The sequence below is a fragment of the Actinomadura madurae genome (genome assembly GCF_047130825.1).
Taxonomy (GTDB): domain Bacteria; phylum Actinomycetota; class Actinomycetes; order Streptosporangiales; family Streptosporangiaceae; genus Spirillospora; species Spirillospora madurae.
In genome coordinates, this window is sequence record NZ_CP083237.1 from 1,400,707 (window position 1) to 1,414,623 (window position 13,917).

At 69.8% G+C, this 13,917-nt stretch carries 15 protein-coding genes; 1 reads left to right on the top strand and 14 read right to left on the bottom strand.

What is annotated here, in order from left to right; translation table 11 throughout:
• Window positions 1-3: 3 nt before the first annotated feature.
• The 5 genes from tatC to K8Z49_RS06580 all read right to left on the bottom strand — a co-directional run bounded on the left by tatC (window position 4) and on the right by K8Z49_RS06580 (window position 3,741).
• Window positions 4-864 (bottom strand): twin-arginine translocase subunit TatC, encoded by an 861-nt coding sequence (gene tatC, locus K8Z49_RS06560; protein ID WP_021593632.1) that lies wholly within the window; start codon window positions 862-864, stop codon window positions 4-6.
• 54 nt (window positions 865-918) lie between these two features.
• Window positions 919-1,281, bottom strand: coding sequence for a Sec-independent protein translocase subunit TatA (gene tatA / locus K8Z49_RS06565; protein WP_075022446.1), 363 nt, complete (start codon window positions 1,279-1,281; stop codon window positions 919-921).
• A 44-nt stretch (window positions 1,282-1,325) separates the two neighbouring features.
• A complete protein-coding gene (locus K8Z49_RS06570; RefSeq protein ID WP_021593630.1) occupies window positions 1,326-1,529 on the bottom strand; it encodes a hypothetical protein in 204 nt (67 codons plus the stop codon).
• 182 nt (window positions 1,530-1,711) lie between these two features.
• A complete protein-coding gene (locus tag K8Z49_RS06575; protein ID WP_021593629.1) occupies window positions 1,712-2,716 on the bottom strand; it encodes a helix-turn-helix transcriptional regulator in 1,005 nt (334 codons plus the stop codon).
• Window positions 2,713-3,741 (bottom strand): helix-turn-helix transcriptional regulator, encoded by a 1,029-nt coding sequence (locus K8Z49_RS06580; protein WP_075022447.1) that lies wholly within the window; start codon window positions 3,739-3,741, stop codon window positions 2,713-2,715. Before K8Z49_RS06580 ends, K8Z49_RS06575 begins: the two co-directional genes overlap by 4 nt.
• A gap of 92 nt (window positions 3,742-3,833) precedes the next feature.
• Here K8Z49_RS06580 and K8Z49_RS06585 point away from each other — a divergent pair, with 92 nt between their 5' ends.
• The gene (locus tag K8Z49_RS06585) at window positions 3,834-4,916 is read left to right on the top strand and encodes a DUF3866 family protein (RefSeq protein ID WP_412517840.1); all 1,083 of its coding nucleotides are present in this window, start codon (window positions 3,834-3,836) and stop codon (window positions 4,914-4,916) included.
• 4 nt (window positions 4,917-4,920) lie between these two features.
• On the opposite strand, the gene K8Z49_RS06590 is transcribed toward K8Z49_RS06585, so the two are convergent.
• The 9 genes from K8Z49_RS06590 to dop all read right to left on the bottom strand — a co-directional run bounded on the left by K8Z49_RS06590 (window position 4,921) and on the right by dop (window position 13,915).
• Complete coding sequence (locus K8Z49_RS06590) at window positions 4,921-5,415, bottom strand: DUF3291 domain-containing protein (protein WP_075022448.1); 495 nt, start codon at window positions 5,413-5,415, stop codon at window positions 4,921-4,923.
• 31 nt (window positions 5,416-5,446) lie between these two features.
• Window positions 5,447-6,103, bottom strand: a complete 657-nt coding sequence (locus K8Z49_RS06595) for a helix-turn-helix transcriptional regulator (protein WP_024935910.1) — start codon at window positions 6,101-6,103, stop codon at window positions 5,447-5,449.
• Window positions 6,104-6,211: 108 nt separating this feature from the next.
• Entirely contained in the window at window positions 6,212-7,114 is a 903-nt protein-coding gene (locus K8Z49_RS06600; RefSeq protein ID WP_161791041.1) for an FKBP-type peptidyl-prolyl cis-trans isomerase, read from the bottom strand.
• Between the two features lie 149 nt (window positions 7,115-7,263).
• Complete coding sequence (gene pafA, locus K8Z49_RS06605; RefSeq protein WP_021593623.1) at window positions 7,264-8,622, bottom strand: Pup--protein ligase; 1,359 nt, start codon at window positions 8,620-8,622, stop codon at window positions 7,264-7,266.
• A 176-nt stretch (window positions 8,623-8,798) separates the two neighbouring features.
• A complete protein-coding gene (gene prcA, locus K8Z49_RS06610; protein ID WP_033332840.1) occupies window positions 8,799-9,590 on the bottom strand; it encodes a proteasome subunit alpha in 792 nt (263 codons plus the stop codon).
• A 21-nt stretch (window positions 9,591-9,611) separates the two neighbouring features.
• A complete protein-coding gene (gene prcB / locus K8Z49_RS06615; protein WP_021593621.1) occupies window positions 9,612-10,457 on the bottom strand; it encodes a proteasome subunit beta in 846 nt (281 codons plus the stop codon).
• A gap of 167 nt (window positions 10,458-10,624) precedes the next feature.
• A complete protein-coding gene (locus K8Z49_RS06620; RefSeq protein ID WP_412517841.1) occupies window positions 10,625-11,821 on the bottom strand; it encodes an endonuclease VII domain-containing protein in 1,197 nt (398 codons plus the stop codon).
• Between the two features lie 85 nt (window positions 11,822-11,906).
• Complete coding sequence (locus K8Z49_RS06625; RefSeq protein ID WP_089325987.1) at window positions 11,907-12,116, bottom strand: ubiquitin-like protein Pup; 210 nt, start codon at window positions 12,114-12,116, stop codon at window positions 11,907-11,909.
• 281 nt (window positions 12,117-12,397) lie between these two features.
• Window positions 12,398-13,915, bottom strand: coding sequence for a depupylase/deamidase Dop (dop, locus tag K8Z49_RS06630; protein WP_024935909.1), 1,518 nt, complete (start codon window positions 13,913-13,915; stop codon window positions 12,398-12,400).
• Window positions 13,916-13,917: the final 2 nt, after the last annotated feature.

Genomic DNA, 13,917 nt, shown 5'->3' on the forward strand with positions numbered 1-13,917 from the left:
CGGTCAGACGGCGCGGTCGCCCCTCTCCAGCTCGGCGTCGATCCGCTCCAGGTCCAGCGGGGACGCCTCGTCGTCCGACAGGCTCTCGTAGGGGTCGGGGCGGCGGGCGATCCGCCGGTCGTGGAAGAACGCGAGGAGCTCGGCGACCTCGAACAGCACGATCGTCGGGAGCGCCAGCGCCAGCATGGTGAACGGGTCCTGGCTGGGGGTGGCGACCGCCGCGAAGACGAACACTCCGAAGATCAGCATCCGCCGGGACCTGCGGATCCGCTCGTGGGTGAGGACCCCGACGAGGTTCAGCATGACCACGAACAGCGGCAGCTCGAACGTCAGCCCGAAGATGAACAGCATCGCCTGGGCGTAGCCCAGGTAGTCCTGCACGCCGACCAGCACGGTCGTGTCGCCCGGCGCGAGCCCGATGAAGATCTTCAGGCCCTTGTCCATCGTCAGGTACGCCAGCCCGCCGCCGAGCACGAACAACGGCACCGCCGCCGCCAGGAACGTGTACGTCCAGCGGCGCTCCTTCTGGTACAGGCCCGGCGCGACGAACGCCCAGATCTGGTACAGCCAGACCGGAGACGACAGGACCGCCCCGACGATCAGCGCGACCTTCAGGTGGATGAAGAACCCGTCGAAGATCCCGTGCACGACCAGGTCGCACTTGCCGTTCAGGCAGTGCTCCGGCGGGATCCGCGTGTAGGGCTGCTTCAGGAAGTCCCAGATCGGGTCGAACAGGATCCACCCGACCAGCGCACCGGCCAGCAGACCCAGGATCGCCTTGATCAACCTGTTCCGCAGCTCACGGAGGTGCTCCATGAGGGGCATGCGGCCGTCGGGGGCGGCGTCGCGCCTGCTCAGCTTCATCGTGGGCAATCAGGCTCGGTGTTCGGCGACAGGAATCGGGGGGCGGGGCCGGGGTCAGCCCTTGTGGATCCGGCCGGGGTCCGACACCGGCACGCCCTGGATCGGCTCGCCCGAGCCGAGCGCGCCGCGCGGACGCTGCCCGCCGTCTCCGGCCGCCGCCTCGCGCTCCAGCCGCGCCGCCTCCTCGCGGAGCCGCGCCGCCTCCTTGCGCGCCTCGTCACCCTGCCCGGCCTGCGCCGTCTCACCGGACTTGTCGGACTTGTCGTCCTCGTCGTCGTGCAGGCCCTTGGTCTCGGCCTTCAGGATCCGCGCCGACTTGCCCAACGACCGCGCGAGCTGCGGAAGCTTCGTCGACCCGAACAGCAGCAGGACGACCGCAAGGATGATCAGAATCTCGGTCGTGCCAAGTCCAGCCATGTCAATCCTCTTCAGCAGGGGCCCGTTCAGGACGATCGTACGCCCTACCCGGGCGGTTGTGACGACCGAGCCTCATCGAGACGGGACAGTTCATCGCGCAGCGCCGACTGTTTCGGCTCCAGCCGGCGCCTGGTGCGTTCCAGTTCACGCCCGAAGCGCCGCACGCCCAGCCACACCTTGAACGCGCACCAGGCGAGCACGGCCATACCGGCGAAACCGAGCGAAACCGACACCGAGACCCACGACACGCCGCCACGCTATCCGATCCGCCCCACCCACGCCCACGCCCACGCCAGCGCCGCCACCACCCAGGCCCGCACCGCTTCGCTAGCGTTCACGCCCAAGCCCTGGCAGCGGATGACCCTTCACACCCCCGGTTCGCTGCCGCTCCGGCCCGTGCCCTGTGGGGGACGACCCCGGTTCGCTTCGCCTAAGCGAGGCCGTAGCGGGCCAGGGCCTGGAGTGCGTCCTCGCGGACGCCGTCCGCGAGGTGCGGGGGCGCCACGACACGGCCCTGGTCGCCGAGCCGCAGGGCCAGGCCCCGCACCCAGCGCGGGTCGGGGGTGCGCAGCACGACCCGCAGCCGCCCCTCCCCCAGCTCCTCCACGCTCTCGCACGGGTAGTAGTCGGCGACCCACCGGCCGCGCGGGGACAGCTCCAGCGTCACCGCCTCGTCCTGCGGCGACGGGCGGAAAAGGCCCGCGTCCACGTCGATCGGCTCCGCGTCGTCCGGCACCTGCGCGGGGACGTCCAGCACGGACAGGTCGGCGATCCGGTCCAGCTTGAACAGCCGCACCGCCTCCGCCCGGCGGCACCACCCCTCCAGGTAGGTGTTGCCCTCCACGACCAGCAGCCGCATCGGATCCACGTCGCGCTCGGTGTTCTCGTCCCGCGCCGGGACGTAGTAGGTCAGGTGGACGCGGCGGCCGGCCGCGATCGCGTCCCGCAGCACCCCGACCGCGGTGCGGGCCGGGTCCGCCGTGCCGCCGTAGGTGTCGACCTCCACCGCGACCTGGCTGGACACCGCCGCGGCGGCGCCCGCCGCGCTCTCCAGCTTCGCGATCACGCGGCTGAGCGCGTCCCGGTCGTCCAGGCCGGGGATCCCCGCCAGCATCCGCAGCGCCACCAGCAGCGCGCTCGCCTCGTCCACCTTCAGCCGCAGCGGCCGCGCGATCGACTCGGCCTCCGCCACCGTGATCTCCCCGCCCTCGTAGGACAGGTCGATCGGGCAGTATGGGTCCGGCGCCCGCAGCTCCACGCACCACAGCAGGTTCAGGTCGTCGATCAGCTGCTTCTCGGTCACCCCGAACGCGGCGGCGGCCTCGCCGAGCGCCACCGAGTCGCGGTTCACCACGTACGGGACGAGCGCCAGCAGCCGCCCGAGCCGGTCCGTGGACGTCGTCGCCGCCGTCTTCGCGGCCGCCTTCGCCGTCATCGGCCGTTCATCTCCCCCAGGTCCGCGTGACCGCCCGCCGGGTGCCCGCCGGCGGCGGCCAGCACCGACTTCAGGTGCTGGATCACCGCCTCCCGCAGGTCCGGCGGATCCAGCACCACCACATCACCGGCGAACCGCGCCAGGTACGGCGCGAACCGGTCCACGTCGCGGAACGTCAGGACCGCCTCGTCCCACTCCCCGTCCCACTCCGGGTCGTCGACCGGGCGCACGTCCCGGGCCCACCGCCGCGTGCCCTGCGCCGCGCCGCGCCGCAGCCGCACCGCCGCCGGCCGCGGCTCGCTCACCGGGTCGCCCCAGTCGAACGCGATCCGCCGCACGTCCACCCCGTCCGGGACGGTCACCGACCCGGCCGGGCCGTCCGCGGCGACCTCCCCGACGATGCGGCTCAGCCGGAACACCCGCTGCTCGTCGCGGTCCCGGTCGAACCCGACCACGTACCAGCGGCCCCGCCGGCTCACCACGCCCCACGGCTCCAGATGCCGCCGCGCCACCGACGTCCGGCCGATCCCCTGGTAGTCGAACGCGACCGGGCGCCCGTCGCGCACCGCCTCCCACAGCGCCGGGAACGACGGGTCCTGGGTGTTCACGCGCGGCTCGATGCCCACGGCCGTCGCCGCGTCGGTCTCCACCCCGGCCGCCCGCAGCTTCAGCAGCGCCCCCGACGCCGCCTCCGCCATGCTCGCCCGCTGCCACACCCGCGCCGCGAGGCCGAGCACCGCCGCCTCGTCCGGGGTCAGGTGGATGTCGGGCAGCTCGTAGGCCTGCGGCGGGATCCGGTACCCGATCTCCTCACCGCCGCCGCCCTGCTGGTCGCTGCCCACCTCCAGCGGGACGCCGAGCTCGCGCAGCTCCTCCTTGTCGCGCTCGAACATCCGCTTGAACGCCTCGTCGGAGTCCGGGTAGCCGGGCACCGCACGGCGGATCTGCTCCGCCGTCAGATAGCGCCGGGTGGCGAGCAGGCAGACCACCAGGTTCAGCAGCCGCTCGGTCTTGCGCCGCGACACTTCGCCACCACCTCGTTCCTCCGTGAGCCCGGCCCGGCCGACGTGCCGATCGTCCCCGCGTGCCGTCGTCCAGGACGCTACCGTTTCCCGGTGTGATCCGATGGCGCAAAGGCACAGTTGAGGACATCCGCCGTGAATGGCCCGGGGCGGTCGAACTGAACGTCTCGATCGGGGGCGACGGCACGCACCGCGCCCTCGCCTACCCCGCCCTGGTGGGGCGGCCCGAGCCGGGCGACACCGTCCTGCTCAACACTACGGCCTTGGCGATGGGCCTCGGCACCGGCGGCTACGCCATGGTCGTCGCGGTCCCCGACCGGCTCCCGCCCGACCCGGCCGGGCCCGGCCACCTCGTCAAGGCCCGCTACACCCCCCTGCAGGCCACCGTCCTCGGCGCCGACGAGCAGGACTCCCCCCACCACGACGCCCTGCGCGACGCCGACTCCCTCGACGGCATGCCCGTCATCATCGCCGACCTGCACTCGGCGCTCCCGCCGATCCTGGCCGCCCTGCTCGCCGCACGGCCGTCCACCCGCGTCGTGTACGTCATGCCGGACGGCGGCGCGCTGCCGTCCTGGTTCTCCATGTCGATCGCCCGCCTGAAGGACGCCGGCGCCCTGGCCGCCACCGTCACCGCCGGGCAGGCGTTCGGCGGCGACCTCGAGACCGTCACCGTCCACACCGGCCTGCTGGCGGCGCGGCTCGTCCTGGACGCCGACGTCGCCGTCCTCGCCCAAGGCCCCGGCAACCTCGGGACCGGCACCCGCTGGGGGTTCTCCGGCGTCTCGGCCGGCGAGGCCGTCAACGCCGCGTCAGTGCTCGGCGGCCGCCCCGTCGGCTCCCTGCGGGTCAGCGAGGGCGACAAGCGCGAACGCCACCTCGGCCTCTCCCACCACTGCCTCACCGCCTACGGCCGCGTCGCTCTCGCCGCCGCCGACATCCCGGTCCCCGAGCTCGGCGGCCCCTTCGGCGCCCGCGTCGCCGCCGAGTCCGCACCGCTCGGCGACCGCCACCGCCTCGTCCCCGTCCCCGTCGACGGCCTCCACGACATCCTCCGCGCCGCGGAGAAGGACTGGGGCGTCCGGCTGTCCACGATGGGCCGCCGCCTGGACGAGGACCTCCCGTACTTCCTCACCGCCGCCGCCGCGGGCCGCCACGCCGCCGCCCTGCTGGACTGACCCCTCACACGGCCGCGGGCTCGGCCTCGCCGGCGCCCGCGGCCTCCTCCGCCGTGTAGGACGAGCTGAACGTGAACGCGCGCGGCGACGGCCCGTTCGCGCGCAGGTGCGCGAGGCGCTCCAGCGCCTCACCGACCGTCGGGACGTGCCCCGCCGGGATCCACCACAGGACCAGGTGCGCGTCCACATGCCGCCGGAACCACTCCCGGCGGCGCCGCATCGTCTCCAGGTGCGCGCTGCGGTAGACGAAGTCCCACAGCGCCTCCGACGACTCCCACACCGAGAAGTTGATGATCACGTCCTCGCCGGCGGGACGCATCCCGGTGGCGTCGGCCTCCCCCTCCTCCACCAGCCGCCACACGAACCCGGGCGTTCCGTCGGCGAGCGCGTTGACGGGCTCCAGCAGCGCGACGAAGTCCGCCATGCGCGGATCGTCCAGCGGGTGGTGGAGCGTGGCGACGTTGAACTGGGCGAGGTGGTACCGGGCGTCTTCGCTCATGGCCTCACCTCACCACGCCGGCCCCTCTATGTCAATCTTCGTTGTTTTTAGAAGGTTCGGCCGCGACACAGCACCACCCCGGCCGCGGATCCATCCGGACCCGCACCCGCGACCCCTCCACCAGCCCCTCGAGCAACGCCAGATTCATCCCGCACACCAGCGGAGGGAACTGCTCCGCCACCGCATGGAACGGGCAGTTCCGCATCCGCACCACCGCCCCGCCCTCGTCCCGCACAGGCTCATACCCGCGACCGGCCAGCACCTCCGCCACATCGTCCAGATCCCCGCACGGCCCGCCCCCGCCCCGCAGAGCCCTCCCCCTGCGCCGCGCCGCGTCCTGAAGCTCCATGTCCAGACCGGCCGCCTCCGCCGCCTCCGCCAGAAGCCCCGCCGCCGTCCGGTAATCCCGCGCCGGCACCGACACGTCCCGCTCCACCGCCGACCGCCGGTACACCTTCGCCGGACGCCCCGCCCCCGGCCCCGAACGCCCCGTCAACCGCCTGCTGCCCGCCTCCAGCAGCCCCGCGTCCACCAGCTTGTCCAGATGGAACGCCGCCAGCGTCCGCGCCACACCGGCGGCCTCCGCCGCCTCGTTCCGCCCCACCTCACGGCCCTGCGCCGCCACGAACTCGTACAACCGCCGCCGCAGCGGATCCTGCAGCAGCGCGATCGCGTCGATGTCCTCCACCCCGCCATTCTATGAACAACGAGGATCCCGTTTAGAAAGCGCACCGGCCACGGACAGCCTGGGCGTTCGGCGCGCGGTGCGGGTCAGCGCGTCAGTGCCGTCAGTGCGTCAGTGCGCGCCCAGCAGGTCCACGACGAACACCAGCGTGTCGTTCCCCTTGATCCCGAACTGCGCCAGGCCCTTCGACCCGTACCCCAGCGACGGCGGCACCACCAGCAGCACCCGGCTCCCCACCCGCTGCCCCACCAGCCCCTGATCCCAGCCCTTCATCACCTGACCGGTCCCGATCATCGCCCCGAACGGATGCCCCTCCGACCACGACGAGTTGAACACCTTCCCGTCCCGCCAGAAGTACCCCGCATACTGCAACGCCAGCAACTGGCCCTTCCGCACCGCCGGGCCGTCCCCCTTCACCAGCACCCGCACCTGCAGCTTCCGCGGCGGCGCCGAACGCGGCATCGTCACCACCGGCGCCTGCCCCGCCGCCGCCTCCGCCACCCTCGGCAACCCCGGATCACCCAACGGCGCCTGCTTCACACCCCGCGCACCCGCCGTCCGCGGATACACCGCCCGGACGTCCAGCACATACACGAGCGTGTCGTCCGCACCCACCTGGTGCTTCGGATCCCCCTCATCCCCGAACCCGTCCTTCGGAGGAATCCGCGCCACCACCCGCGACCCCGGCCGCGCCCCATCGAACGCCTTCGTCAACCCCGGCACCAGCTGACCCGTCGGGAACGCCCCCGGCTGACCCTTCGCGTAACTGCTCGCCAGCAGCTTCCGCCCGCCCTTGTTCCACCGGTAGCCCACATAATCGGCCACCACCAGATCACCCTTGCGCGCCGCCGTCCCCTTGCCCTCCTTCACGGTCTTCACCGCGAACGAATCACCCGGCTCCCCCTTCGGGAACCGCACCTGCGGCAACCTCCCGAAATCCCCGCTCACATCGACGTCCACCCCACCGCCCGAACAGGCGGACAACGCCAACGGCGCGGCCAGCACGACGACCACGGACAACAACCGAACACGACGGCGCATACACGGTCCTTCGGGGGGTGACGAGCGTTACTGCGCGCTCACCCTACCGCCCAGGTGACCTGCCAGTAGCGTCCGGCGCGCACAACACCCCCGCGCCGGAACACCACGCACACCGACCCCCGCTACATACCGGCGATCAGCTTGTCCACACGCTCGTCCACCGACCGGAACGGGTCCTTGCACAACACCGTCCGCTGCGCCTGATCGTTCAACTTCAAATGCACCCAGTCCACCGTGAAATCACGCCGCTTCTCCTGCGCCTTCCGGATGAACTCCCCCCGCAACCGCGCCCGCGTCGTCTGCGGCGGCACCGACTTCGCCTCGAAGATGTCCAGATCCCGCGACACCCGATCGACCGACCCCCGCTTCTCCAGCAGGTAATACAACCCACGATCACGATGCACATCGTGATACGTCAGATCCAGCTGCGCCACACGCGGCGACGACAACGGCAGATCGTACTTCCGCCGATACCGCTCGATCAGCTTGTACTTCGTCACCCAGTCGATCTCACGCGACACCAGATCCAGATCGCCCGTCTCCACCGCACGCAGCGTCCGCTCCCACAGCTCCAGCACCCGCTTCGCCGTCGCGTCCCCGCCGCGCGCGTCCACGAAATCGCGCGCCTTCCCGAAATACTCCTTCTGGATCTCCAGCGAACTCGCCTCCCGGCCGTTCGCCAACCGCACCTTCCGCCGCCCCGTCATGTCATGACTGACCTCCCGGATCGCCCGGATCGGGTTCTCCAGCGTCAGATCACGCATCACCACCCCGGCCTCGATCATCCGCAGCACCAGGTCCGTCGCCCCGACCTTCAGCAGCATCGTCGTCTCACTCATGTTCGAGTCACCGACGATCACATGCAGCCGCCGGAACCGCTCCGCATCCGCATGCGGCTCATCCCGCGTATTGATGATCGGACGCGACCGCGTCGTCGCCGACGACACACCCTCCCAGATGTGCTCCGCCCGCTGCGACACGCAGTACACCGCACCACGCGGCGTCTGCAGCACCTTCCCCGCCCCGCAGATGATCTGCCGCGTCACCAGATACGGAATCAGAACATCCGCCAGACGGCCGAACTCCCCGTGCCGCCCCACCAGATAATTCTCATGACACCCGTACGAGTTCCCCGCCGAGTCCGTGTTGTTCTTGAACAGGTAGATGTCGCCGGCGATGCCCTCCTCACGAAGCCGCCGCTCCGCGTCCACCAGCAGACCCTCCAGGATCCGCTCCCCCGCCTTGTCATGCGTCACCAGATCCACGACACTGTCGCACTCCGGCGTCGCGTACTCCGGGTGACTCCCCACATCCAGATAGAGCCGCGCCCCGTTCCGCAGGAACACGTTGCTGCTACGACCCCACGACACCACCCTGCGGAACAGATAACGCGCCACCTCATCCGGTGACAACCGCCGCTGCCCGCGGAACGTACAGGTGACGCCGTACTCGTTCTCAAGCCCGAAGATGCGCCTGTCCACACCATGACCCTATGCGGCGCAGCCCCCACTTGGCAGTCTCAACAGCCCACCGTTTCCCCGCCGCCACCCCACCCCGCAAACGCCGCAGGCCCGCCACGGCAAGGGCACCACACCACCCCGGCCACGACGGGCCCGCCACCGGCACGCCACCCCACCGGGCGACGCGCCGGCCGACCTCACTCCTCGTCCGCCCCCGAACCGGCACCGGCCTCACCGGCACCCTCAGCCTCACCCTCGGCGTCACCGGCCTTCCCGCCACCCGACGTGATCCCCGACCCCCCGTCGTCCCCCGCCGACAGCAGATCACCGATCCGCGCCGCCGACAGCCGCCGGAACAACCGATGCTCACGATTGCGGTCCAGCACCGCCACCTCCAGCGACCGCGCCTCCAACCGCCGCTCCGAATCCTGCGCCTCCAGCGCCCGGACCGCCGTCCGCAACGCCTCCTCCAGCGACGAACCCTCCCGGTACCCGTCCTTCAGCGACTGCGCGACCGCCTCGGCCTGCCCGCCCATCGCGACATAGCCGTGCTCATCCGCCACCGAACCATCGAACGTCAACCGGTAGATCTGATCCGTCTCCGCGTCCTCCCCCACCTCCGCGACGACCAGCTCCACCTCATACGGCTTGTTCGTCTCCGTGAAGATCGTCCCCAGCGACTGCGCGTACACGTTCGCCAGACCCCGCGCCGTCACATCCCGCCGGTCGTACTGGTACCCGTTGATGTCCGCGTACCGCACACCGCCCAGCCGCAGATTCTCGAACTCGTTGTACTTCCCCACCGCCGCGAACGCGATCCGGTCATAGATCTCACTGATCTTGTGCAGCGCCCGCGACGGATTGTCCGCCACGAACAGGATGCCGTCGTCGTACTGCAGCACCACGACACTGCGGCCCCGCGCGATCCCCTTACGCGCATAGTCCGCCTTGTCCTTCATCTGCTGTTCGGGCGACACATAGAACGGCATGGACACCGGTCAGGATCCCTTCTATCGCAGCGGGGCGGTCGGACCGCCCGGCGAGTCGTAACGTCCATCGACGACGGCCTGCGCCAACGCGCCCACCTCGTCCTCGCCCAGCCGGCGGTACCCGTCCGACGTCACCGACGCCACCACGGGAAAGATCCGGCGGGTCAGATCGGGACCACCCGTCGCCGAATCGTCATCGGCCGCGTCGTACAGAGCCTGCACGCACACCAGCGCCGCATCCTCCCCCGACAGATCCGGCCGGTACAGCTTCTTCAGCGCACCACGCGCGAACACCGACCCCGAACCGATCGAATGGAAGTCCCGCTCCTCGTACCGGCCGCCCGCCGGATCGTAGGAGAAGATCCGCCCCTCGTCCCGATCCTCGTCGTAGCCCGCGAACAGCGGCACCACCGCCAGACCCTGCATCGCCATGCCCAGGTTCTGCCGCACCATCGTCGCCAGCCGGTTCGCCTTCCCCTCCACCGACAGCGTCCGGCCCTCACGCTTCTCGTAATGCTCCAGCTCCACCTGGAACAACCGCACCATCTCGATCCCGATCCCGGCCGTCCCAGCGATCGCGATCGCCGAGAACTCATCCGCCCGGAACACCTTCTCGATGTCGCGCTGCGCGATGACGTTGCCCGCCGTCGCACGCCGGTCCCCCGCCATCACCACCCCGCCCGGGAAACCCACCACGACGATCGTCGTCCCATGCGGGATCTCGTCACCCGCACGCGACGCGGGCGGCGTCCGCCCACCGGGCAGCAGCTGCGGGGAGTACGCCCCGAGGAACTCCGTGAACGACGACGTGTCCGGGCTCGCGAACAACCCCGGCAGACGTCCGGTGTACGAATCGTGGGACGCCACGCGACTCCCTTCCCCTCCACATGCGCCGGATTCTCGACCCCCCGGCGCGGACGTCTACGACCCTACTGTTCAAGGTCGCCCGCGCGCATGCCACGCGATCCCCGGCCCGATCAGCCCACGGCGAACCCGCCCCCTCCGCGTAAGGTCGAGAGGCTTACCACAGCCCCTCAACGCGCTCGGTCCTCGACCATGAGCGCGTAGGAATCCTGGATCTTCTTCAGGCACTGAGAGAGCCAAGTCGGTCCTTCGTGATCGTCGTCAACCACCCACACCGTCCTGCGGTGGCGTCCGTCCGCTTCTCGATGACGTTCCCAGTCGGTCTCCGCCAACCTCCGTGGATCCGCGTCGGGGACCGTGAACGACAGCCGGATCCCCCCATCGCCCGAGGGCATCTCCCTGACCAGCTCGCCCAGCAGATAGTCCGCCGCCCGTCTCAACGAGACCGGATCGTCGCCGAACTGGCCCATCCCGGTATTGCAGCCACTGCACGCGATCCCTCGCACGGCACCGGTATCGTGATCATGGTCGATGTGCTCTGCCGGGAACTCGAAGCAGACCGCGCAGTAACCCGCCTGCATCGTGAGCAGCCACTCTGCATCCGCGTCGTCGATCCCGTACCTTCGGCGCCGATGCTGTTCGCGGGGGCCGTTAGCGGGCCTTACCTTCCTCCACCACTCGCGCTCTCGCAGGTACCGACGCCCGACGAAGACGGGCATGCCGAGATCGAGGATCAAGCTCCGCGCATGTGAGCCCTCGAGTTCGAGGTATTCGGCGGCGAGCCGAAGGCGTTCCGGATCGTCTCCGAACTGCCCCAGACCCCCATTGCACTTGAAGCACAGGATGCGGCGGACGAGCCCTGTTCTGTGATCGTGATCCACCTGCTCCGCTGCGGACCGCACGCAGATGACGCACATGCCGCCTTGATCGGCGATCATCTGGCTGACCTGATCATCGGTCAGGCCGTAGCGATGCTTCAGCAGGTAGTTGCGCGCACTTCCATGTTTGCGGTCCCTGTTCTCTGCCATGACCCTGGCGTGACATGGGCGACAGTAGTGGGTCAGCCCCGACCGGGATGCTCGGTTCCGTCCGAACTCATCGACCGATTTGATCTCTTTGCACTGCGGGCAGTACTTCATCCCATCGGGCACATCCGAATGCCTGCGGTACGGTCGAGCTTCTTTGCCCAGACTCGTCTGTTTCTTTCGGTATGAACGGCTGTTGCGCAGACCGAAGCAGATTTTGCAGTAGTAGGCCAGGCCATCGCTGGACGACTTGTTCTTCCAGAACTCCGTCGAGGGCTTGACCACGCCGCAGTCGCGGCACCTTTTCGAACGCATGGGCGAGACCTTAACGGTCTCGCCCATGCCTTCGATGCCGCTATTTGATTATGCGGAGAATGTCCACATCCGTTGCCCGATCAAAGTGGTCGAGCAAATCGGACATATAGGGTCATTCCCCCCCTTTTTGGATATACGCACGTACGAAGTCTTCTGCGTTCTCTTCCAATACTTCGTCTATTTCGTCCAGAATTGAGTCCACGTCGTCCGTGAGCTTCTCCTGGCGCTCCTGCACGTCCTCGGTGGTCGTGGCCTCGGTCTCTTCGACCTCTTCCGTGCGCCGGGTGGTCTGCTTCTGACCGCCGGTGTCCTTCGTGGCCATTCGGTACCTCCGCTCTGCCGGTCCTTCGACCCTATCTCCGATCTTCGGCCGCCAGCGGATCTTGAAGACCCGTTTCGCCGCCTCCACCCCGGGGGCCGGGGACTTGCTCGGGTTATCGCCGGTCGGCGCACCAGCGAAACGGGCATAGCGGTCACGAAACCGAGACCTCGGCCGTCGGCGCAGGTCAGCGAGGTGTGTTCGAATTCGATAGCGGCACTATCCGACGGGCGCGCGAACGGGCCGGGCGGCGTTGTCGCCGCCCGGCCCGGAGGAGGTCTGGTTCAGCTCTGGCCGGTGAGGGTGGCCACGAGGTCGGCCGCGGTACGGCAGCGGTCCAGGAGCGCGCCCACGTGCTGCTTGGTGCCGCGCAGCGGCTCCAGGGTGGGGACGCGCTGCAGCGACTCCCGGCCGGGGACGTCGAAGATGACGGAGTCCCAGGAGGCGGCGGCGACGGATTCGGCGTACTGGCGCAGGCAGCGGCCGCGGAAGTAGGCGCGGGTGTCCTCGGGCGGGTCCTCGACGGCGTCCTGGACCTCGGCCTCGGTGATGACGCGGTCGATGCGGCCGCGGTCGACGAGGCGGTTGTAGAGGCCCTTGTCGGGGCGGATGTCGGTGTACTGAAGGTCGACGAGCTGCAGGCGCGGGTGGGACCAGTCGAGGCCGTCGCGGCTGCGGTAGCCCTCCAGGAGGGAGAGCTTGGCGACCCAGTCGAGTTCGCGGGAGAGCTGCATGGGGTCGTCGCCGAGGCGGTGCAGGACGGACTCCCAGCGGTCGAGGACGTCCCGGGTCATCTCGTCGACGTCGGCGCCGAAGCGGTCCTCGACGTACTTGCGGGACTGCTCGAGGTACTCCATCTGGAGTTGGACGGCGGTCATCTTGCGGCCGTCGCGGAGGGTGAGCAGGTGCTTGCAGGACGGGTCGTGGGAGACGGCGCGGAGTGCGGCGACGGGCATGTCGACGGAGAGGTCGACGGTGAGGAAGCCGTCTTCGATCATGGCGAGGACGAGGGAGGTGGTGCCGAGCTTGAGGTAGGTGGAGAGCTCGGCCATGTTGGCGTCGCCGATGATGACGTGGAGGCGGCGGTACTTCTCGGGGTCGGCGTGGGGTTCGTCGCGGGTGTTGATGATGGGGCGTTTGAGGGTGGTCTCGAGGCCGACTTCGACTTCGAAGAAGTCGGCGCGCTGGCTGATCTGGAAGCCGTCGCCGCGGCCGTCGACGCCGATGCCGACGCGGCCGGCGCCGCAGACGACCTGGCGGGAGACGAAGAAGGGGGTGAGGTGGCGGACGATGTCGGCGAAGGGTGTCTCGCGGCGCATGAGGTAGTTCTCATGGCAGCCGTAGGAGGCGCCCTTGTTGTCGGTGTTGTTCTTGTAGAGCTGGATGGGGTGGGTGCCGGGGACGAGGGCGGCGCGCTGGGCGGCGTCGGCCATGACGCGTTCGCCGGCCTTGTCCCAGATGACGGCGTCGCGGGGGTTGGTGCATTCGGGTGCGGAGTATTCGGGGTGGGCGTGGTCGACGTAGAGGCGGGCGCCGTTGGTGAGGATGACGTTGGCGAGGCCGAGGTCTTCGTCGGTGAGCTGGGTGGGGTCGGCGACCTCGCGGGCGAGGTCGAAGCCGCGGGCGTCGCGGAGGGGGTTCTCCTCCTCGAAGTCCCAGCGGGCTCTGCGGGCCCGTGCGGCCGATGCCGCGAGGTAGGCGTTGACGACCTGGGAGGAGGTCACCATCGCGTTGGCCCCTGGCTGGCCGGGTACGGAGATGCCGTACTCGGTCTCGATGCCCATCACCCGCCGAACACTCATAT